We start from the raw sequence: 21,494 nt of genomic DNA on the forward strand, positions 1-21,494 counted from the left end.
TGTTTTGAATATTGATATATGGAAACAGTCGTTGAAAATGTACCAATTGGAAAACCTAAATGGTTAAAGGTTAAACTTCCAATTGGCCAAAAATATACTGAACTTCGTGGTTTAGTCGATAAATATAGCTTAAACACCATTTGTACCTCAGGAAGTTGCCCAAATATGGGTGAATGTTGGGGCGAAGGAACAGCTACTTTCATGATTTTAGGAAACGTTTGTACTCGTTCGTGCGGATTTTGCGGTGTAAAAACTGGAAGACCTGAGACGGTAGATTGGGACGAACCTGAAAAAGTAGCACGTTCGATTAAAATCATGAACATTAAACACGCTGTTATTACAAGTGTCGACAGAGATGATTTAAAAGATGGGGGTTCTATTATTTGGATTGAAACTGTAAAGGCAATTCGTAGAATGAACCCAAACACTACGCTTGAAACTTTGATTCCGGATTTTCAAGGAATGGAAAGAAATCTGGATCGAATTGTAGAAGCAAACCCAGAAGTAGTTTCTCATAATGTTGAAACGGTGCGCCGTTTAACTCGCGAAGTACGTATTCAGGCTAAATACGATCGTAGTTTAGAAGTTTTACGTTATTTAAAAGAAAAAGGAATTAACAGAACCAAATCTGGAATTATGTTAGGTCTTGGAGAAACTGAAGAAGAAGTTTTTCAGACTATGACAGATTTACGTAATGCGAATGTTGATGTTGTTACTATTGGTCAATACTTACAACCAAGTAAAAAACATTTGCCGGTAAAAGAATTTATAACCCCTGATCAATTTGCTAAATACGAAAAGTTTGGTCTTGAATTGGGTTTCCGTCATGTCGAAAGTGGACCATTAGTACGTTCGTCATACAAAGCACAAAAACACATATTATAAAAGGTTATTTGTTTAACTGTTTAATCGTTTAATCGCATTGATAAAACGATTAAACAGCTGAACGATTAAACAAATAAACAAAATATTGAAAACTAGAATAGCTATTAATGGTTTTGGAAGAATTGGCAGAAATTTATTTCGTTTACTTCTAAACCATCCTGAAATTGAAGTTGTTGCTATAAATGACATCGCCGACAACAAAACTATGTCACATTTAATTAAATATGATAGTATTCACGGTGTTTTGCCTTTTAAGGTGAGTCATGATGAAACAGGAATTATTGTTAACGATAATCATTACTTATTTTTTCATGAAAAGAGCATTTCTAATTTAGATTGGAAAAGTCACAATATTGATTTTGTAATTGAATCTACAGGAAAATACAAAACGCACGAAGAACTAAATGCGCATATTGAAGCTGGAGCAAAAAAAGTAATCCTTTCGGCTCCATCAGAAGTTGATACTATTAAAACAGTTGTTTTAGGAGTTAATGAAAATATTTTAGACGGAAACGAAAATATTGTTTCAAACGCAAGTTGTACCACAAACAATGCTGCCCCAATGATAAAAATCATTGATGAACTTTGCGGAATTGAACAAGCATACATTACAACTATACATTCTTACACCACAGACCAAAGTCTTCACGACCAACCACATAAGGATTTACGCCGTGCGAGAGGCGCAAGCCAGTCAATTGTTCCAACAACTACAGGTGCAGCTAAGGCATTAACGAAAATTTTTCCTAAATTGCATGAAAAAATCGGAGGTTGTGGAATTCGCGTTCCTGTTCCAGATGGTTCATTGACAGATATAACGTTTAACGTAAAACGTGCTGTTACAATTGAAGAAATTAATAAAGCATTTGAAGAAGCCTCAAAAACAAATTTAAAAGGAATATTAGATTACACCGAAGATCCTATCGTTTCTGTTGATGTAATTGGCAATACACATTCGTGTTTGTTTGATGCACAACTTACCTCTGTTATTGACAAAATGGTAAAAGTTGTGGGTTGGTACGATAACGAAATTGGCTACTCATCAAGATTAATAGATTTGATTTTACTAATAAGAAAAACATAAAATTCATTGTAAAAGCATTGCCATACATGAAATACCACCTTTTTATTGTTGTATGTTTATTACATTCATTTTTGCACTCTCAAAATAAAAAGAGTGCAGATAGTGTTTCGTATTACAACAAGATGGTAGATAGCAATCTTAACAATAAAAAATACGACAAAGCAGTTTTTTACACCAAAAAGTCAATTGATTTTTGCGAATCAACTCACAAAAATGAGAATCTAGCCAATCAAACTTTTAAGCTTGGTAAAATTTACTACAATCAAAAAAAATACGAAGAAGCGCTTAAAAACTTTCACAAAAGTGTTTCCTTATTTGATAATATAAGACCTACTTGCACTAAAGTTTTGGCATTGCATTATATTGGAGTTACCAATACAGCGCAAGGAAATTATGAAACTGCCGACATTTATTACAAAAAAGCCGACAATCTTTTAAATCATTTAAAAATTACGGATAGCGCAGAAGTCTTAAACTATCAAAAAGCGATGGCGTTAAAGACAAATCAAAATTTAGCAATGGCAGCTAAATCTTTTCGCGAAATCACAAAAAAACCAGATAACCCTGCTATTATAAAAACCAAAATTGATTCTTATTATCAACTAGGTTTAATTGAATCTCAACTTAAACGAAATGATTCGGCTATTATTTATTTTGATAATGCTTTAGATTATAATGCTAAAACGAATAATCTGGCTCAAAAATCAAAAATCATTTTTGCAATAAGCCAATACTACAAGCAGAACAAAAATTATGATCTTGCCTATTCTTATTTAGATGAGCATTATCAAATAGAAAATTATGTTTTAAAACTAAAAAATGCCAAATTAGATTTTAATGAATTTGAAAAATTCAAAAAAAACCAAACGATAAATAATACTATCAAACGCGAAAGCGAAGAGAAAATTCAATTAAAAACATATCGCTATTCTAAATTGGTTAGTATTTTGGCCATTGCACTTATATCGATTTTATCGCTCTTGAGTTTAGCTTTATATAAAAACAACATTATTCGAAATCAGAATAATTTACTTTTAAGAGAAAAAAATAAAGAGCTTATTCTAGCCAAAAATAAAGCCGAAAAAGCATCAAAAGCCAGATCAGAATTTTTATCTACAGTAAGTCATGAACTTCGAACTCCGTTAAATGCCATTAACGGAATTACACATTTATTACTTGAAGATAAACCTAAAAAAAGACAACTTAAGTATCTTGAATCCCTAAAATTCTCAGGAAATTATCTGACTACTTTTATCAATGAAATTCTTGAAATCAACAAAATCGATTCGACAAAAGTTGAAGTCGAGAACATAAGTTTCAATTTAAAAGAGTTACTTTTTAACATTCAGAGCTCTTTAAAAGAATTGGCAACTGCCAACAAAAACTATTTTAATCTAGAAATAGATGAATCTATTCCAGACAATTTAATTGGTGATCCAACCAAATTATCTCAAATCATATTAAACTTAATTAACAACGCTTTAAAATTTACTCAAAACGGACACGTTAATGTAATTGCAAAATTATATGCCGAGGAGGAAGATAATGCAACTGTTTACTTTGAAATTGTTGATACCGGAATTGGAATTCCAGAAGATAAACTACAAAGTGTTTTCGAAAGTTTCTCGCAAGGATCTATAGAAGTGAACAGAAAATATGGCGGCACCGGTTTAGGTTTAACTATTGTAAAAAAACTAATCGAACTTTTGGGCGGTGAAATAAAATTAAAAAGTGAGGTAGGCAAAGGTTCTACTTTTACCTTCAAATTAAACTTTAAGATTAACAAAGAACCGTTGGAAGTAATAGAAGAAGCAAAACCTTATAGCGATAAGCAATTGCAAAACAAATCGATTTTACTGATTGAAGACAACAAGATCAATCAAATGATAACTCGCAAAATGTTAGAAAACAAAGCGATTCAATGCGAGATTATCGACAATGGTGAAGATGCTGTTGAACTCTTGAAAGTAAAACGTTTTGATATGATTTTAATGGATGTTCACCTTCCTGGAATCAACGGTACAACTGCTACAAAACTCATTAGAGAATTTGATAAAACAACACCAATTATTGCTTTAACCGCAATTTCGCTCGACGAAAATAGGGATATGCTTTTGTCCTTTGGAATGAACGACGTTATTACAAAACCATTTGTTCCAGACGAATTCTACTGCATTATTGCTAAATTTTTTGATTAATTTTTTTTTTCAAATAACTAAATTTGCCTTTTCTTTTGCAATACCAATTGTAGCAATGGAACCTGAATTAAAATTTAAAAAATCTGATTCTACACCATCAGAAAAAATAAATCCATTATTAGGCATAAATGATTGAATAATTAATTTTGATCGTTCAGTAATAACTCCGGTGGTTGTATCAATTTGAGTTTTCTTACTAGCAAAAGGTTCTCTCACCGCAAACATCAATTGATTATCTTTTAACTTCACATATTTTTTACTTGAATCTTTGTTGTCTATAAATTTATTTATCCCAAAACTCATATTAAAAACAGAACTCAACCAACCTGTTGAACCTGATTGAGTCGAAACGATAATACCAGATGAAGAATGCTCTTCTGATTTATTATTAAAAGTTATTTTGTACCGAGCCGAAACATGAGAGGTTGCTCCTATAAAAAGATCATTAAAAGCTAACAATCTTTGCCCATCATTTAATTTAGCTTCTGCAAAAGAGGTCATTTTAGAGTTGTATTTATTTCTCATAACATCATCTACTGCTTTCAAAAAATTTTCATTATTAAAAGGCAGCAAAACTCCATCGAATCTTTCTTGATCAGGATTAACGGCAACAATTGGTATTTCACCAACATATTTAGCTGTATTCGCAACTAATCCATCCTGACCAACAGTAACAACAACTTGGTTTTCATTAAAAATAAAAGAAGGTAAAAAACCTCTTTCCACTATTTTATTTTTAACTATAGCCGACAAATTTCTCTGAACTTTTGAAAGAGAATCATGAAAAATTTCATGTTCTCTTTCATAATCAACAAAATCACCTCCTGAACGTTCTATATAAAACTTTGCTTGCGCTTTTGTATTGAATCGTTCAATTAAGGACTCCAATCTTGTTTTATTTTTTATAATTATCGCATATTCAATGCTCATCTTCTATCTTTCTTATCATTCAATAAGTTATCAAGTAACTCTGGACTAATATTTAAATTCCCTATTTTCCCAGCATTTTCAGCCAACTCCCTAAAGGCAAGTGAAATATTAAACTTTGGATCAGCATTATTATTCAATGCAGTTAGCATTTTCCAATCTAAAGTTTTATAAGGTTTTAAAGTTGTTTCCAAAACATATCCCTGGGTTTCAGCTTCTTTTCTTTCATTTTCAGTTTTTTGCTCTAATAAAACCTTTCGTTGATTTTCAATTGCAATATCTGCCTGAACTTTCATTTCACGAAGTTTTAATTCATTTTCTGCTTTTTGAACTTCCGTTTCTGCTTGCTTTTCTGCAATTTGCTTATTCTTTTCCTCAATTGCAATCTCCGTATTTAGCTCACTTTCTTTAATTTTTCGCTCTTGTTCAACCGCAAAGTTTCTTCGGGCATAAATTGCTTGATCTGCTTCTTGTTGCAAACTCTCTCTAGTTTGAGTCTCTAACGCCCTAGCCATCTCAGGATTTGCTTTAATTGCCAAAATATTAATACTCAATATTTCAATTCCTAACATAGTTATTGCGGTAGAATTAGAAAGTCCATCAGTAATATTAGTTTCAACAGATTTTGCAGAACGTATCGCTTCTTTTAAGCCCAATTGATGTATAAATGAAGATGTTGCTGTTTGAGCTTCGTTTACAATTGTTTGATTTAATTTTTCACTATCATCTTTCTTGTAAATACCATCACCATTTACAGTAAAATCTAAAACATCTGCTAATTGTTTTGGATTGCCAATTTTATAGGTAATCTGCCCTTGAATTGATACCGTTTGATAATCCTTTGTAGTTTCATTAAAAATAAATGGCAAATTATTACTTCCAATAGGAACAGCGGAAATTGAAGTTGTAGGAGAATAATAAAAAAAAGAAAGTCCTCTTCCCTCTTTTGAAACCTGTCCATTTTTAAACTTAATAACATAAGTCATCGAATCGAACTTAATAAAATTTATTCCAAACATTTTTTTTACGGTCTTAGTTAATAATTCATTCTGTAATATCGAAATCTAATAAAATCATTTAATCGTTAAACAACTCTTTTTACAAATTCTAAAATCGTAGCATCAAAATTTTGTCTATTAGCAATAAACGTACTTTTTATGGGCAAATAATACAATTGCGAAATTAAATTAGAATCCTTTAAACGAACGTAATCTTTCTCGGTTGTAATGATTTTTTTATTTTGAGCTTTTTTCTGAATCTCTTCTAAATCGGCATCGGAAAAATGATGATGATCTGGAAAAGTCAAACATTCATCCGTTTCATTTTTTAAATAATCAAAGAAAGGTTTTGGTTTTGCAATTCCTGCCAAAAGTATTTTTGGCTCTTTTTTAATTTCAGAAACAGCTATTTTTTCATCTTTGCTATAAATTTCATCATCATAATCGATAAAAGTAAAAAATATTTGCTGCGAGCAAGTCAGATTTAATTTCAAGCGAATTTCTTCTTGTTTTTCATTCGATAAATTGCTCGGGCATTTGGTAACCACAACAATATTGGCTCTATTGGCTCCACTTCTGCTTTCGCGCAAATTTCCTGTAGGTAACATAAAATCATCCGCATATAAATCATCAAAAGAAGTCAGTAAAATATAAAACCCAGCTTTTACTTTTCGGTGCTGATAAGCATCATCGAGTAAAATAATTTCAGGTTTCTCATTCTGCGAAAGCAATTGTGTAATTCCGTTTGTTCTATTTGCATCAACTGCAACTTGAATGTTTGGAAATTTTTGATAAAATTGAAAAGGTTCATCTCCCAGAATTTCAGCATTTGAAGTTGCATTAGCCAAAACAAAACCTTCCGATTTTCGTTTATAACCACGACTTAAAGTTGCCACTTTATATTTATCTGATAATAATCGGATTAAATACTCGATTTGAGGTGTTTTTCCCGTTCCGCCAACACTTAAATTTCCAACAGCAATAACTGGAACATTAAACGATGTTGATTTTAGAATTCCTTTATCAAAAAGAAAATTCCTAACTGTAGTAATGAATCCGTATAAAATAGCGAACGGAAAAAGTATTTTTCGAAGTACATTCATTTTACGAAAGTATAATATTTTTCGTTAATTTGTTTGATGAATTTGTTGCAGGTTTTACGTTTCAAATTTTGTCCATCAATATCGAACTTGAAACAAGTAAAACCTGAAACCTGAAACTAAACGAAAAAAATGAAAATCAAAGATATAATAGAAGTTCTGGAACAAATGGCACCATTGGCTTACGCCGAAGATTTTGACAACGTTGGTCTTTTGGTCGGAGATTCTGAAACAGAAAGTTCCGGAGTTTTAGTTTGTCACGATGCTTTAGAAAATGTAATCGACGAAGCTCTTGCTAAGAATTGTAATTTAGTGGTTTGCTTCCACCCGATTCTTTTTTCGGGAATTAAAAAAATTACAGGAAAAAACTATGTCGAACGCGCCATTTTAAAAGCGATTAAAAATGACATTGCTATTTATGCCGTTCATACCGCGCTTGACAATCATTCGGCTGGTGTAAATAAAATTTTCTGCGATGCTTTAGGTTTGGTGAATACCAAAGTCTTGATTCCAAAACAAAATTTCATTCAAAAATTAGTTACTTACACTACTCCGGACAACTCAGATAAAGTTCGAAATGCAATGTTTCAAGCCGGAGCCGGAACAATTGGTAATTATGACAATTGCAGTTTTAATACCGAAGGTTTTTTTACTTTTCAAGGAAACGAAAACAGCAATCCTGTAATTGGCGAAAAAGGAAAATTACACACGGGAACCGAAATAAAAATTGAAGTTGTTTTTGAAAAGCATTTACAATCTAAAATTTTAAAAGCCCTTTTTGCGAATCATATTTACGAAGAAGTTGCCTATGAGATTTATGATTTACAAAACGCTCACCAAAATATTGGTTTAGGAATGATTGGTGAATTTGAAACTGAAATGAATGAAAAAGAGTTTCTGCATTTTGTAAAAGATAAAATGATTGCCGACGGAATTCGCCATTCGGCCTTTATAGGAAAAAAGATCAAGAAAGTAGCTGTTTTGGGAGGCTCAGGAAGTTTTGCCATAAAAAATGCAATTATGGCTGGAGCCGATGCTTTTTTGACTGCCGATTTAAAATACCATCAATTTTATGAAGCTGAAAACCGACTACTTTTAGCCGATATTGGTCATTTTGAGAGCGAACGCTATACAAAAAACTATATTGTTGATTATCTTCGAAAAAAAATCCTTAATTTTGCCATCATTTTATCAGAAGAAAATACAAATCCAGTTAAGTACTTATAGAATATGGCGAATACGAAAGAATTAAGTGTTGAGGACAAGTTAAGAGCAATATACGATTTACAGCTTATTGACTCTAGAATTGACGAAATCAGAAACGTGAGAGGTGAACTTCCTTTAGAAGTGGAAGATTTAGAAGATGAAGTTGCAGGTTTAAGCACGCGTTCAGAGAAACTGAAAAGTGAACTTGAGGTTATTGAAGATCTTATCAAATCGAAGAAAAACGCGATTGATGAGCACAAAGAGGTTATCAAAAAATACACAAAACAACAAGAATCAGTTCGTAATAATAGAGAATTTAACTCTTTGACTAAAGAGGTTGAGTTTCAAGAATTAGAAATTCAATTGGCTGAAAAGCAAATCAAAGAAATGAAAGCTTCTATCGAGCATAAAAAAGAAGTTATTTCTAACTTAAAAGAAAAACTTGACGCTAAAAGCTCACATTTAAAACATAAAAAATCTGAACTTGACGCTATCATGGCTGAAACTCAAAAAGAAGAAATCTTCTTATCTGAGAAATCTGCTGAGTATTCAGGTCAAATTGAAGAAAGATTATTAGCTGCTTACACTAGAATTAGAACTAGTGTTCGTAACGGTTTAGCTGTAGTATCTATCGAAAGAGGAGCTTCTGCAGGATCATTCTTTACAATTCCACCACAAACTCAAGTAGAGATTGCTTCTAGAAAGAAAATCATTACTGATGAGCACTCTGGAAGAATTTTAGTTGACAGCGCATTAGCTGAAGAAGAAAAAGAAAAAATGGAACAATTGTTCTCTAAATTCTAAATACAAGTCCCGATTTAATCGGGACTTTTTTTTTCTGTTTTTGCCACAGATTAACAAGATTTTATAGATTTTACTAATCTATTTTTTTCGCCACGAATTTCACGAATTATCACGAATCAATTAGTGACAATTCGTGAAATTCGTGAAATTCGTGGCGAAAATTTTTACTAATCAGTCAAAATCTTTTTATCCCAATAGCGATCGGGAGTGGCAAAACATTTTTTACCTTTAGAAAAAAAATTAAGTTTTGGGAATTAAAAAAGGAATTCGTTTCATTACATTAAAATCGGTTGGGTCATACATTAATTTTCTAAGTTATGTTCGTCCTCAAAAAGCTGTTGAACTTTCGTATGCGCTTTTTAGTCAACCTAGAATTGGAAGATTACAAGAAGAAAGTTTACCCAAAGTTTTAAGAAATACAGAAAAAGAAACGTTTCATCATAACGAGCATCATTTTCAGACTTATATCTGGAAAGGAAACGAAACCAAAATCTTGCTTGTTCACGGTTGGGAAAGTAATGCTGCTCGTTGGAAAAAAACCTTACCTCATTTACAAAAATCAGGAAGTACCATAATTGCTATCGATGCTCCGGCTCACGGTCAAAGTAGCGGTAAAGAATTCAACGTCCCTCTATATGCTGAATTTATTAATAAAGCGGTCGAAAAATATCAGCCTACAATAATTATCGGACATTCGATTGGAGGCGCAGCCTGTGTTTATCACCAATATTTGTTTCCAAATACAAGTATTAATAAAATGGTGATTCTTGGAGCGCCATCAGAATTAAAAACGTTAATAGACAATTACATTTCGATGTTGAGTTTGAACTCTAAAATGTTTTCGCTTTTAGAAAGCAAGTTTATGAGTCGTTTTAATTTTAAACTCGAAGACTTTTCCGGGCAAAAATTTGCATCTCAATTTAATGTTTCGGGATTAATCGCTCACGATACATCTGATACCATTGTCGCTTTTGATGAAGGAAAAAAAATAGCCAGTAACTGGAAAAACAGTCAGTTTATAGAAACCATAGGCCTTGGTCACGGCATGCATGATGATCAATTATATGATAAGGTGATTGAGTTTCTTTTTTCTGAAGGGTCTAAGTAATAAAGGCTCAAAGTAGCAAAGGTTCAAAGGTACAGAGGTTTTTTAAAACTGAATAACTTGTATAATTCAACAGTCTGAAATCTAAAGTCTGAAATCTAAAATTCTAAGAAGTCTAAAATATGATCGCCGTAATTTTTGAAGTAATTCCTAATGAAGGAAAAAGAGAAGAATATCTTGATATAGCAGCAAGTTTGCGACCTGAGTTGGATAAAATAGATGGTTTTATTTCTATCGAAAGATTTCAGAGCTTTAGTAATCCAGAAAAGGTTTTATCATTATCTTTTTGGAGAGATGAAGAAAGTATTCAGCAATGGAGAAATCTTGAAATGCACCGTTACGCCCAATCAAAGGGTAGAAATGAAATTTTTAAAGATTATCATTTAAGAATTGCTCATGTTGTTCGCGATTATGGAATGTTTGAACGAAAAGAAACACCTGAAGATAGTTCGGAATTTCATTCTTAATAAAGGGACAAAGTTGCAGAGGTTCAGAGGGACAAAGGTTTTTTTTAGATTCTGAAGTTCTGAGGTTCTAAGTTGCTAAGTCTTTTTTTTAGTGAATAAAGCCATTACTTTGTGTGCATATTAAAAGAACAAAATCCGCTTAAATCCGCTTCTTTGCAAAGCAAATCCGTGTCATCCGCGTTCTATAAAACGTTTGTGAAGATTTTGTTCCTCAAAAAGACAAAATTGTGTGAAATTTATAATCCAACAATCTAAAGTCTGAAATCTAAAATTCTAAGAAGTCTAAATTTTGCTTACTTTTGCACTATGGAAGAGAATTTAAAACGTCTGAATAAATTTATTGGTGAAACAGGATATTGTTCTCGTCGTGAAGCTGATAAACTTATTGAAGAAGGACGCGTGACAATAAATGGTGTTGTACCAGAAATGGGAACTAAAGTTTCGCAAAATGACGAAGTGCGTATTGATGGAAAATTGATTGTTGAAAAACATGAAAAATTGGTTTACCTGGCTTTTAACAAACCTTTTGGAATCGAATGTACAACGAATCTTGAGGTACGAAATAATATTGTAGATTATATTAATTATCCTAAACGTATTTTTCCAATTGGAAGATTGGATAAAGCCAGTGAGGGTTTAATTTTTATGACTAATGATGGTGATATTGTAAACAAGATTTTACGCGCCAGAAATAATCACGAAAAAGAATATACGGTAACGGTTAATAAACCTATTACGGAACGTTTTATACAACGTATGGGAAATGGTGTTCCAATTCTTGATACGGTTACCCGAAAATGTAAAGTTGAACAGATTAGTAAGTTCACGTTTAAAATCATTTTAACGCAAGGTTTAAACCGTCAAATCCGAAGAATGACAGAATACTTAGGTTATGACGTTACTGCGCTTAAACGAATCAGAATTATCAACATATCGCTTGATATTCCGGTTGGTCGTTATCGTGACTTGACTGATGATGAAATTAAAGAATTAAATCATTTAATTGAACCATCTAGTAAAACTGAAGAAGCGAGTTTACCAAAACCTGAAGCTCCAAGACGAAGAACTGATTTTATCTCGAAAGATGATGTTCCAAAACGAAGAACAGATTTTATTTCAAAAGATGATCCGAGATTTAAGAAAAAAGGGGATTATTAAATTGATCTCAAAAAAATACCCTTTCGCAAAAACGAAAGGGTATTTTTTTTATTTGTATTTGAAAATATTATTCTATTAAAACCATCTTCTTCTTTTAAACAATAAAAAACCAACGGTAGACAAGATAACCGATATAAATAGTAGAATCCAAATACCATATTTGCTTTCTTCCAGACCATTTGGTACGTTCATTCCGTATAAACTGGCGATTAAAGTAGGAATCATTAAGATAATCGAAATCGAAGTCATTTGCTTCATAATATTATTCATATTATTGGATATTACAGAAGCATAAGCATCCATCATTCCTGTTAAGATGTTGCTGTAAATATTTGCCGTGTCTTGCGCCTGACTTATTTCGATATCTACATCTTCTAATAAATCGGGATCAAAATGCTCTCTGTGGGCTTTAAGATTTTTTATTCGGTGAAATAAAACATTATTCCCTTTAAGTGAAGTAATAAAGAAAACCAGACATTTTTCTATTTGCAAAAGCGCCTGTAACTCTTCATTCTTGATCGACTTTTCTAAATTATCTTCTGCCAGTTTTATCTTTTGATTGATTTGTTTCAAGTATTTTAAATACCAAATACTTGATGACAACAACAACCTTAAAACCAAGTCAAAATTATCTTTTATAGTTATATTTTTTCGTTTGGTGTATTGTACAAAATCTGCAACTATTTCGGTTTTGTAAAAACTAATGGTAACACAAACATCATCTTTAAAAATCAATCCAATCGGAATAGTCTGAAAAGGTAATTTGACATCATTACTTTTTATTGGAATACGCATGATAAACAAATTCCATCCATCTTCAGATTCCATACGAGGTCTTTCGTCGATATCTTCAATATCATTATAAAAGGCTTCTGGAATTTGAAGTTCTTCCAGTAAATATTTTTTTTCTGTTTCTGAAGGAGATTCAATGTTGATCCAGCAATTTGGAGTCCATTCTTTGATCTCGATTAATCCGTTATTGTTTTTGTAAAAGGCTTTCATTTAAAAATTGCGGGGTTTAGTATAGCAATTTGAAAAAGATCAAAAGCTATTTAATTAATTACTAACGAATAATAATCGTCCATTGGAGAAGTTTTTTTAAAGTGTTGCAAAAGTATCTTTTATTTTTCTAACCAAAAATAATTAAACATTAAAAAACCACCTTAAATACATTATTAAGACGGTTTTTTAATTTTATTACTTATTATTTACAAACTCATAATACAAGGCTTTTGAAAGAAATGATTTATTTTGATATTCGTCAATTTGTTCTTCTCTCTTAACTTCTTCTAATTGACCATTTAAATGATTCTTAGAAAAATATTCCCTGCGGGCTTCATCATTAAAATTTAAAGTACTCAAGAACATAGGCTCTGCACATTTATTTACTGAGATATTATAATTTGTTATCAAATTCCCCCAGTTTACAAAACTGCATATTAAAACTGTTCCGTAAAAATACCATACCATTTGATTTGCCAAATAAGCATTTGTTTTTTGTTTTGTGATTTTTAGAAAAACAAAAACTAAGCCTATAATTGCTAAAACCAGAAAAGCATAAACACCCAATCGTTTATAAGTTAATCCTTGAACGGCGATATACTCGGAGTTTTTAATGAATGCACTTACGATTAAAAGTCCGTTTAAAACGATCCAAATTTTGGCTAATTTTTTAAGATTAGCCGCTTTTTTATCAAAGTTAAATCCTCCTTTAAAATAGAATAATATTAAACCTACTGCCATAATAATCGAGAAGATTACTGAATTTACTCTTTCGTGAGTATCCGCACTTAAGTTTGGATTCTTTACTACTTCAAAAAACTGTTCGTAATTATAGGTTATTATAAAAACCAAAAGCATAAAATTTAAAAGTACTAAAGTTACCTCGCCACTTTTTCTTTCAAAATCGAGATCAAGAAACGAAAATGTTTGCTGATTTTTGATTTCGGCTATATTATCGAAATCATTATTCAGCAGTTCGTTTTTTTCATAGCAAACTTCGGGAACCCAATAATTCCAAAAACTGAAAGAAATATAAAATCCTAAAATCCCAATTAACACAACTTCTACAATATCAATATCTAATGTATAATCTGTCAGTAATGATGAGAAATGAGAACTACCAAATGAGTACGCGGTAAAAAAGACAATTAAAAAGATGGCTGGAATAATAAAATAAGCCACTAACTTTTTAGCAAAGTTGTTGTGTATTTTTCTCTCTGGAAGCCATTGGCTGAACATAAAAACCCGCCCCAATGTGGTAAATGCGTTCAGGAATACAAGTGGAAAAATCTGCACTATTTTAAGTTTTTTATCCTGAGTTTTAAACTGTAAAAAAAGAACAGACATTGACAAAGCCAAAAAAGAAGCAAAATCTCCGTACCAAGCAAAGGCCAAACAAGACAGAACTGATGTTACAACAAGAATTAAATGTGTTCGCTCTGTAAATCGATCCTGAAAGAAATAACATATCAGACCGGTTAATAATAGTGCAAAAATAGCGAGGTTTACTCCTATTGACTCGTTGTAAAAAAGCAGTGTAAAAATCAAACTGCTAGCTAAAATAATTTGGTATTTTTTCATGTTTTTAGTTTTTAAAAGCACTTTGCAATTCAAAGTATTTAGGTAAAAAAATATAGTTATTACGATTTCATTAATTTTTCAAGGTAAGATAGGTGCTCTTTAAAGGCTGCACGTCCTCTAGGTGTAACTTGGTACGAAGTTTTAGGCTTTTTACCCACAAACTCTTTTTTGACTTCGATATATTCAGCTTTTTCAAGTGCCGAGGAATGACTGGCTAAATTTCCATCTGTGATATTCAATAGATTTTTCATCTCGGTAAAATCAACCCATTCATTAACCATCAGAATGGACATAATACCCAATCTAACACGGCTTTCAAAATCTTTATTTAGTTTATCAATAATTCCCATTATTTGGATTATTTATATTTTTTGAACATTATTAATCCGTACAAGATATGCAAAATACCAAAACCAATGATCCAAAAAACTAAACCATATCCAATATAAAAAAGAGAAATAAACCCCAGAACTAACTCGCAGAATCCTAAATATTTAATATCCGAAAATGTATATTTTTCGGCATTTATAAGTGCTAAACCATAAAAAATTAAAGTTGCCGGCGCTACGAAACCATAAATTTGATGGTACAAAAGAGCCAAACAAAATATTCCTCCTGCCAAAAGCGGAATAGTTAAATTAAAAAGCATTTTTTTTGTCGCTGACGTCCAAATAGGTAAATCGTATTTTTTGCTTTTTCTAATAGTAAAAAGTAGTCCAAATACAAAAGCACAGATTAAAATAATAACTCCTGTAACAAACAACTGAGAAACCAAACTTGCCGGGACATAAATTTGTTGTCCTCCAAAATACTCGATGCCGTTTGCTTTGAATAATTGAAAAACATATAATCCGCCTATTAAAGCTGAAAGTCCGGCAAATACTCCTGAGAGTCCGCTTAGGGATATACATCTTGAAGAACGTTCCATCATGGAACGGATATGCGCTAAATCCTCTTGGTGCTGTTGATTCATAATAAAAGTACTTTGTATTGCAAAGTTATATTTTATTTTGAATTGACAAGCGTTAAATTGATTTTTTTTATCTATAAAAATTTAAAATCATTACAAGAATGAGACTCATTTACAATCTGGTTTGCATGAGAGATAGAGCCGACTGTATTTGCGAATGGCGCACATAAGCAGAATTTTAAATAATACCTGCTGTAAATGCGGTCACACCCAAACTTTATAAAACAACAAAGCCTACTCAATTGAATAGGCTCTGCTTATATTTATTTGAAAAAATTATTTTTTCGCGCTTCTCATTTTTCTTGCTAAAAGCGTATTTTGAAGTAACATTGCAATTGTCATTGGTCCTACTCCACCAGGAACAGGTGTAATAAATGATGATTTTTTGCTTACTCCGTCAAAATCAACATCTCCTTTTATAACATACCCTTTTGGATTTGAAGCATCTTCTACACGAGTAATTCCAACATCTACAATTACAACTCCGTCTTTAACCATATCTGCTTTTAAGAATTCAGGAACTCCTAACGCTGTAATAATAATATCTGCGTTTTTAGTGAATTCAGCTAAGTTTTTAGTTCGACTATGGGTTAAAGTTACTGTTGAATCTCCAGGATTTCCTTTACGACTCATTAAGATACTCATTGGGCGACCTACAATATGACTTCTTCCGATAACTACGGTATGTTTTCCGGCAGTTTCAACATTGTAACGCTCCAACAACTGCATGATTCCAAATGGTGTTGCCGGAATAAAACTTTCCATCTCTAAAGCCATTCTACCAAAGTTCGTTGGATGAAAACCATCAACGTCTTTATCAGGATCAATTGCTAATAAGATCTTTTGTTCGTCGATATGTTTTGGTAATGGCAATTGTACTATGAAACCATCAAGATCATCATCTTCATTTAATTCTTTAATTTTTGCCAGTAAATCTTCTTCGGTAATATCTTCCGGTAAGCTTACCAAAGTTGAATCAAAGCCAATTTGCTGGCAAGATTTTACTTTACTTCCTACGTAAGTTAAACTTGCTCCGTTTGTTCCAACAATTACAGCTGCCAAATGAGGTACTTTTCCTCCGGCATCTTTTATGGATTGAACTTCGGCTGCGATTTCGTTTTTAATGTCTTCAGCTGTTTTTTTACCGTCTAGTAGTTGCATTATTCTGTAGTTAAAATGTTTTAGATTTAAAGTTTCAAATGCGAAACTTAGATTAATTTATTATTCTCTTTTAATTAAAAAATTTAAGGTCTAAAATTCCAATTCGTTTTGAAACTTTAAACCTTAAATTATATTTTATTATCTCGGCATTCCGCCTGGCATTCCTTTCATACCTCCCATCATTTTCATCAAGTTTTTTCCGCCTGGACCTTGCATCATTTTCATCATTTTGCTCATTTGGTCGAATTGCTTCATTAACTGATTTACTTGCTCGACTTTGGTTCCGGAACCTTTTGCGATTCTGGCTTTTCTTTTTACGTCGATTATGGCAGGTTTACTTCTTTCGATTGGCGTCATCGAGTGAATGATAGCTTCAATATGTTTAAAAGCATCATCTTCTATTTCTACATCTTTCATGGCTTTTGAAGCTCCTGGTATCATTCCTACCAAGTCTTTCATATTACCCATTTTCTTTACTTGCTGAATTTGCGTTAAGAAATCATCAAAACCAAATTCGTTTTTAGCAATTTTCTTTTGAAGTTTTCTTGCTTCTTCTTCATCAAATTGTTCTTGTGCTCTTTCCACAAGAGATACAACGTCTCCCATACCTAAGATACGCTCGGCCATACGATCTGGATAGAAAACATCGATTGCTTCCATCTTCTCTCCTGTACCTACAAATTTGATTGGTTTGTTTACAACCGATTTAATCGAGATTGCAGCTCCACCACGTGTATCTCCATCTAATTTTGTTAAAATAACTCCATCAAAGTTCAAGATATCGTTGAAGGCTTTTGCTGTATTTACAGCATCTTGTCCTGTCATTGCATCAACAACAAACAATGTTTCCTGAGGCTCAATTGCTTTGTGTACACGTGCAATTTCGTCCATCATTTCCTGATCTACTGCTAAACGACCTGCAGTATCGACGATAACTACATTAAAACCGTTTGCTTTTGCATGTTTGATTGCGTTTTGAGCAATTTCAACAGGATTTTTATTTTCTGGTTCTGAGTATACCTCAACACCTATTTGATCTCCTACTACATGTAATTGATTAATCGCCGCAGGACGGTAGATATCACACGCTACAAGTAGTGGTTTTTTATTTTTCTTTGTCTTTAAAAAATTCGCAAGTTTTCCTGAGAAAGTTGTTTTACCAGAACCTTGCAATCCTGACATTAAGATAATGCTTGGATTTCCAGAAAGATTTACTCCTGCAACATCGCCACCCATTAATTCCGTTAGTTCATCTTTTACTAACTTCACCAATAATTGTCCTGGTTGAAGTGTTGTTAAAACGTCCTGACCAATTGCTTTTTCTTTTACTTTGGTTGTAAAATCTTTAGCAATTTTAAAGTTAACATCGGCATCAAGTAAGGCACGACGAACTTCTTTTAAGGTATCGGCAACGTTTACTTCTGTAATTTTACCGTGCCCTTTTAATATATGGAAGGCTTTATCTAACTTATCACTTAAATTATCAAACATACTATTTTCTTTATTTGAAGTGCAAAGATAATCTAATTAGACATTTCAGGCAATTTTTATTTAAGTACAAAGTACGTTTTGATTTTACCGCAAAGTGCGCGAAGTATTACGCAAAGTTCGCTATGTTTTTTGCTCGCAAAGTCACGAAAGCGCAAAGTTTTTTTGTTTCACGCAGATTTAAAAAGGTTTATGCGGATTGTAAAAATCTTTGTAATCCTTTAATCTGTGGCTATAAATATAAAAGGCGCAAAAGAAAAAACCTTTGCGCCTTTGTAACTTTGTCTTTGAACCTTCTTTAAAACTGAAAGTAAATAAAAGGCTGTGAACCCGCAACTGCGGTTGCATAAACGATCCAGTAAACGAAACCTAGAATTATTGCTTTTCCTATTAATGGTGTTTTATCAAAAACAAATTTCATTTTTGAGGTGATAACTTCTGGCAAGAAGTGCCAAACATATCCAAACAACATTAACAAAAACACATTTTTATATCCTATCACTATTGCTTGCCAATGTTCTGGCTCAAAAGTTAACTGCCCAATATTGTTGATTACTTGTATGGCTGTTTCGAAATCTCTTGCGCGGAAAAAGATCCAACAGAAAACTACAAAATGAAATGTGATTAAAATTGAAAAGAATCTCCATAAAAAATTTGGGCCTTTACCCTCTTTTTTAGACGGAAAAAATTCCATGAAAATTTTATGTACAGCTAATGCTAAACCATGTAATGCTCCCCAAACTATAAACTGCGCTCCTGCTCCATGCCATAATCCTCCTAAAAGCATTGTGGTAAATAAGTTAAAGTTGGTTACTAGAGTTTGATGTTTTTTCTTTGATAGCAAAAATGTTAAAGAGAATAATACAATTGCCCCAATTGCGATTCCTAACGGAATATAACTTTCGGCTACATTTGAGATTCCCCAAAGTAATAATCCGAAGAAGAATAAACTCGGGAATAAAAATCCTGCAAATGTTCCTTCTCTATTTCCTCCAATAGAAATATATAAGAAATCTTTTAGCCAAGTTGATAACGAAATATGCCATCTTCTCCAGAAATCTGTAATCGAAGTCGATTTATACGGCGTTCTAAAGTTGGCTGGTAATTTGAATCCTAACAACAATGCGATTCCAATTGCCATATCTGAATATCCTGAAAAGTCACAATAAATTTGAATGGCGTATCCATAAGATGCCATTAAATTTTCGAAAGATGTATAATTCATTGGCGTGTCAAAAACACGATCTACGAAGTTTATTGATATGTAATTTGAAATTACTGTTTTCTTAATTAATCCTCCAATGATTAAAAACAAAGCGTTGTTGACATCTTGCTTTGTCAAGTTTAATTTTTGATAAATTTGAGGTAAGAAATCTTTTGCTCTAACAATTGGCCCGGCAACTAACTGAGGGAAAAATGAAACGAAAAACAGATATTCGATATAATTTTTTGTTGGCTTAATTTCTTCACGATAAATTTCAATGATGTAACTCATCGACTGAAAGGTATAGAATGAAATTCCGACAGGAAGAAAAACATCATGAAGCTGGTAATTACCATGAAACATATCATTGAATGTCACGATCATGAAGTTCATGTATTTAAAATACCCAAGCAATCCTAAATTTAGGATTACACTTATTACAAGATAAATTTTCTTTGTGCTGTCTTTTGTTGCTTTATAAATAATCTGGCTCAAACCATAATCAACGACAGAGGAAAGTAGCAAGAGTAAAAAATAAATTCCGCTTGACTTATAATAAAAGAAAAGCGAAAAGAGAATAACGTATGTTAATCTTAAATAGAATGTTTTGCGTAAAAAAGCATACACAAAATAAAAAACCAGAAACAACCCTAAGAACAAACCTGTATTAAATAACAACTTTTCTTCTGGATTGTATATAAACCAACTTTTTGCTTGTTCTAAAGTAATTTCTCCAAAATTCTGAACAAACCAATTATTTATGCTATCAATTGTAATCAACTTAATTTTTTAATTTAAAATTATCGTATGCTTTTAAAAATGCTTCTGTAAACAAATTTCCTTGTTTTTCGTATCCTTTTTTAGAATAATGAACCCAATCCGGGCCAATAAGTCCTGTTGCTTTTAAACTTCGGATTCCGTCAAAACCACCAAATTCGTTGTATAAATCCCAAACGGCAAAACCATCTGTTTGGGCAGCTTCAATAATTGCTTTTGCATAATCACGTACGTAAACATTCGGTTTTCTTGCTTTTAATAAAGACGGTGGCGGCGTCATAACAATTATTGGAACTTCTATATTTTGTGCTTTTATATTGCTTATAAACTTTCGTAATTCGCTTATATATGCAGCGGCTTCCATATGATCATAACTTTCGTTTGTTCCCAATGAAAAAAGCAATAAATCCGGATGTAAGGCTTTTAATTGTTCAAAGAATAACGGATATTTATTGTAATCCGAGAATTTAGCACCATTTACTCCAATATTACTGTACATTAATCCTGGAGCATCTTTCTCTAAAATAATACCATTAAGCTCATATTTATCAGCATTTTTATTGGGTATCAAATAAATTTTATCCGATGCTTTATCTGAATGATAGGAATGGGTAAAAGAATCTGACTCAAGATCTAAAGAAACAAACTCTGAACTTGTAATGTTTTTGGGTCTTGTTTCATTCGTTACAATTTTTAAGGTTCTTCCTGCCCGAATATTATTTGACTTTAAATGATTATCTCTCTTGATTTCGGCAACAGAAATATTATACTTGTCGGCAATTGTCGAAATAGCTTCGCCTTTTTTAATTTTATGTGTAATAACCTTTCGCTCTGTAGACTGTATGGTTTTAGTTTGAGATGATGTAGCCAAATCAAACATATTCTCATTTTTGGGCGTAACAATATGAATGGTATTAAACCTGTATGCTGTATCTTTTATATTCAATTCAACAGCAAAACCTCCAGCATCTCTCCACAGGGCAATTCCGCTTAAACCAACTGGAACATTTTTGTAAGGATGGATATTTCTATAACTTTCCCAAGCCCTGTTTGAATAAAAACGCTCATTGTAAGAACCATTTGTTTTTGCTAACTGATAGGGGAAAACTAAACCACGACCTGCATTTCCAAATTTTTGCTGTAGATTCTTTCTAACTTCATTGGTCATTAAATCACTTTGAATATGAGAATCTCCAATATGTACAATACTTATTTTTTGATTATTATGATTTTCGTTCTCTTTTAATTTCTTAAAAAAACGCTCTAAGACTTTCGCATTATAAATTCTGTCTTCAGAAAAAGAATCAACTGTTGTTGTATCGACTTTATGAATCATGTTTTTTGTTATTGGCGGTGAATCTGTCTTTTGCGTTTTATCA

At 32.1% G+C, this 21,494-nt stretch carries 19 protein-coding genes; 8 read left to right on the top strand and 11 right to left on the bottom strand.

What is annotated here, in order from left to right; genetic code table 11:
• Positions 1 to 18 precede the first annotated feature (18 nt).
• The 3 genes from lipA to IW18_RS19705 all read left to right on the top strand — a co-directional run bounded on the left by lipA (position 19) and on the right by IW18_RS19705 (position 4,167).
• Positions 19 to 885: a lipoyl synthase gene (lipA, locus tag IW18_RS19695; protein ID WP_041519888.1), complete on the top strand. Its 867-nt coding sequence runs from the start codon at positions 19 to 21 to the stop codon at positions 883 to 885.
• 85 nt (positions 886 to 970) lie between these two features.
• Positions 971 to 1,969: a type I glyceraldehyde-3-phosphate dehydrogenase gene (gene gap / locus IW18_RS19700; RefSeq protein ID WP_041519889.1), complete on the top strand. Its 999-nt coding sequence runs from the start codon at positions 971 to 973 to the stop codon at positions 1,967 to 1,969.
• 26 nt (positions 1,970 to 1,995) lie between these two features.
• A complete protein-coding gene (locus tag IW18_RS19705) occupies positions 1,996 to 4,167 on the top strand; it encodes a tetratricopeptide repeat-containing hybrid sensor histidine kinase/response regulator (RefSeq protein ID WP_041519890.1) in 2,172 nt (723 codons plus the stop codon).
• Positions 4,168 to 4,176: 9 nt separating this feature from the next.
• Here IW18_RS19705 and IW18_RS19710 read toward each other — a convergent pair whose 3' ends face one another.
• From IW18_RS19710 to lpxK, 3 genes are all read right to left on the bottom strand, one after another.
• On the bottom strand, positions 4,177 to 5,097 hold the full coding sequence (locus tag IW18_RS19710; RefSeq protein ID WP_041519891.1) for an NAD(+)/NADH kinase: 921 nt from the start codon (positions 5,095 to 5,097) through the stop codon (positions 4,177 to 4,179).
• Positions 5,094 to 6,113 carry an SPFH domain-containing protein gene (locus tag IW18_RS19715; protein WP_041519892.1) on the bottom strand — a complete coding sequence of 340 codons (1,020 nt, stop codon included), beginning with the start codon at positions 6,111 to 6,113 and terminating at the stop codon, positions 5,094 to 5,096. Before IW18_RS19715 ends, IW18_RS19710 begins: the two co-directional genes overlap by 4 nt.
• Before the next feature lie 65 nt (positions 6,114 to 6,178).
• Positions 6,179 to 7,195 (bottom strand): tetraacyldisaccharide 4'-kinase, encoded by a 1,017-nt coding sequence (gene lpxK / locus IW18_RS19720; RefSeq protein WP_041519893.1) that lies wholly within the window; start codon positions 7,193 to 7,195, stop codon positions 6,179 to 6,181.
• A 129-nt stretch (positions 7,196 to 7,324) separates the two neighbouring features.
• Between lpxK and IW18_RS19725 the strand changes: the two genes are divergently transcribed.
• The 5 genes from IW18_RS19725 (at position 7,325) to rluF (ending at position 11,932) form a co-directional block, all read left to right on the top strand.
• Positions 7,325 to 8,419 carry a Nif3-like dinuclear metal center hexameric protein gene (locus tag IW18_RS19725; RefSeq protein WP_041519894.1) on the top strand — a complete coding sequence of 365 codons (1,095 nt, stop codon included), beginning with the start codon at positions 7,325 to 7,327 and terminating at the stop codon, positions 8,417 to 8,419.
• A gap of 3 nt (positions 8,420 to 8,422) precedes the next feature.
• On the top strand, positions 8,423 to 9,202 hold the full coding sequence (locus IW18_RS19730; protein ID WP_041519895.1) for a zinc ribbon domain-containing protein: 780 nt from the start codon (positions 8,423 to 8,425) through the stop codon (positions 9,200 to 9,202).
• A 247-nt stretch (positions 9,203 to 9,449) separates the two neighbouring features.
• On the top strand, positions 9,450 to 10,310 hold the full coding sequence (locus tag IW18_RS19735) for an alpha/beta fold hydrolase (protein WP_041519896.1): 861 nt from the start codon (positions 9,450 to 9,452) through the stop codon (positions 10,308 to 10,310).
• A 119-nt stretch (positions 10,311 to 10,429) separates the two neighbouring features.
• Entirely contained in the window at positions 10,430 to 10,774 is a 345-nt protein-coding gene (locus tag IW18_RS19740) for an antibiotic biosynthesis monooxygenase family protein (RefSeq protein ID WP_041519897.1), read from the top strand.
• A gap of 306 nt (positions 10,775 to 11,080) precedes the next feature.
• Positions 11,081 to 11,932: a 23S rRNA pseudouridine(2604) synthase RluF gene (rluF, locus tag IW18_RS19745; RefSeq protein ID WP_041519898.1), complete on the top strand. Its 852-nt coding sequence runs from the start codon at positions 11,081 to 11,083 to the stop codon at positions 11,930 to 11,932.
• 75 nt (positions 11,933 to 12,007) lie between these two features.
• Here the strand turns inward: rluF and IW18_RS19750 are convergent, their stop codons facing one another.
• The 8 genes from IW18_RS19750 to IW18_RS19785 form a co-directional block, all read right to left on the bottom strand.
• Positions 12,008 to 12,934 (bottom strand): magnesium transporter CorA family protein, encoded by a 927-nt coding sequence (locus tag IW18_RS19750; RefSeq protein WP_041519899.1) that lies wholly within the window; start codon positions 12,932 to 12,934, stop codon positions 12,008 to 12,010.
• Positions 12,935 to 13,129: 195 nt separating this feature from the next.
• Positions 13,130 to 14,515, bottom strand: a complete 1,386-nt coding sequence (locus IW18_RS19755; RefSeq protein WP_041519900.1) for a DUF4153 domain-containing protein — start codon at positions 14,513 to 14,515, stop codon at positions 13,130 to 13,132.
• Positions 14,516 to 14,574: 59 nt separating this feature from the next.
• A complete protein-coding gene (locus tag IW18_RS19760) occupies positions 14,575 to 14,865 on the bottom strand; it encodes a winged helix-turn-helix domain-containing protein (protein WP_041519901.1) in 291 nt (96 codons plus the stop codon).
• A gap of 8 nt (positions 14,866 to 14,873) precedes the next feature.
• Positions 14,874 to 15,488 (bottom strand): hypothetical protein, encoded by a 615-nt coding sequence (locus IW18_RS19765; RefSeq protein WP_041519902.1) that lies wholly within the window; start codon positions 15,486 to 15,488, stop codon positions 14,874 to 14,876.
• 273 nt (positions 15,489 to 15,761) lie between these two features.
• Positions 15,762 to 16,646 (bottom strand): bifunctional 5,10-methylenetetrahydrofolate dehydrogenase/5,10-methenyltetrahydrofolate cyclohydrolase, encoded by an 885-nt coding sequence (locus IW18_RS19770; protein ID WP_041519903.1) that lies wholly within the window; start codon positions 16,644 to 16,646, stop codon positions 15,762 to 15,764.
• 138 nt (positions 16,647 to 16,784) lie between these two features.
• On the bottom strand, positions 16,785 to 18,137 hold the full coding sequence (ffh, locus tag IW18_RS19775; RefSeq protein WP_041519904.1) for a signal recognition particle protein: 1,353 nt from the start codon (positions 18,135 to 18,137) through the stop codon (positions 16,785 to 16,787).
• A 295-nt stretch (positions 18,138 to 18,432) separates the two neighbouring features.
• Positions 18,433 to 20,118 (bottom strand): MBOAT family O-acyltransferase, encoded by a 1,686-nt coding sequence (locus tag IW18_RS19780; RefSeq protein WP_052480240.1) that lies wholly within the window; start codon positions 20,116 to 20,118, stop codon positions 18,433 to 18,435.
• A gap of 1 nt (position 20,119) precedes the next feature.
• Entirely contained in the window at positions 20,120 to 21,451 is a 1,332-nt protein-coding gene (locus IW18_RS19785) for a GDSL-type esterase/lipase family protein (RefSeq protein WP_240475586.1), read from the bottom strand.
• Between the last annotated feature and the right edge of the window lie 43 nt (positions 21,452 to 21,494).

Source organism: Flavobacterium hibernum, from assembly GCF_000832125.1.
Taxonomy (GTDB): Bacteria; Bacteroidota; Bacteroidia; order Flavobacteriales; family Flavobacteriaceae; genus Flavobacterium; species Flavobacterium hibernum.

What these genes read in the sequence shown, in the direction of transcription:
- IW18_RS19705 (WP_041519890.1), top strand. Translation starts at nt 1,996, where the DNA reads ATGAAATACCACCTTTTTATTGTTGTATGTTTATTACATTCATTTTTG.
- IW18_RS19760 (WP_041519901.1), bottom strand. Translation starts at nt 14,865, where the DNA reads ATGGGAATTATTGATAAACTAAATAAAGATTTTGAAAGCCGTGTTAGA.
- rluF (WP_041519898.1), top strand. Translation starts at nt 11,081, where the DNA reads ATGGAAGAGAATTTAAAACGTCTGAATAAATTTATTGGTGAAACAGGA.
- IW18_RS19730 (WP_041519895.1), top strand. Translation starts at nt 8,423, where the DNA reads ATGGCGAATACGAAAGAATTAAGTGTTGAGGACAAGTTAAGAGCAATA.
- IW18_RS19750 (WP_041519899.1), bottom strand. Translation starts at nt 12,934, where the DNA reads ATGAAAGCCTTTTACAAAAACAATAACGGATTAATCGAGATCAAAGAA.
- lipA (WP_041519888.1), top strand. Translation starts at nt 19, where the DNA reads ATGGAAACAGTCGTTGAAAATGTACCAATTGGAAAACCTAAATGGTTA.
- IW18_RS19770 (WP_041519903.1), bottom strand. Translation starts at nt 16,646, where the DNA reads ATGCAACTACTAGACGGTAAAAAAACAGCTGAAGACATTAAAAACGAA.
- IW18_RS19715 (WP_041519892.1), bottom strand. Translation starts at nt 6,113, where the DNA reads ATGTTTGGAATAAATTTTATTAAGTTCGATTCGATGACTTATGTTATT.
- ffh (WP_041519904.1), bottom strand. Translation starts at nt 18,137, where the DNA reads ATGTTTGATAATTTAAGTGATAAGTTAGATAAAGCCTTCCATATATTA.
- IW18_RS19765 (WP_041519902.1), bottom strand. Translation starts at nt 15,488, where the DNA reads ATGAATCAACAGCACCAAGAGGATTTAGCGCATATCCGTTCCATGATG.
- IW18_RS19785 (WP_240475586.1), bottom strand. Translation starts at nt 21,451, where the DNA reads ATGATTCATAAAGTCGATACAACAACAGTTGATTCTTTTTCTGAAGAC.
- lpxK (WP_041519893.1), bottom strand. Translation starts at nt 7,195, where the DNA reads ATGAATGTACTTCGAAAAATACTTTTTCCGTTCGCTATTTTATACGGA.
- IW18_RS19710 (WP_041519891.1), bottom strand. Translation starts at nt 5,097, where the DNA reads ATGAGCATTGAATATGCGATAATTATAAAAAATAAAACAAGATTGGAG.
- IW18_RS19755 (WP_041519900.1), bottom strand. Translation starts at nt 14,515, where the DNA reads ATGAAAAAATACCAAATTATTTTAGCTAGCAGTTTGATTTTTACACTG.
- IW18_RS19725 (WP_041519894.1), top strand. Translation starts at nt 7,325, where the DNA reads ATGAAAATCAAAGATATAATAGAAGTTCTGGAACAAATGGCACCATTG.
- IW18_RS19740 (WP_041519897.1), top strand. Translation starts at nt 10,430, where the DNA reads ATGATCGCCGTAATTTTTGAAGTAATTCCTAATGAAGGAAAAAGAGAA.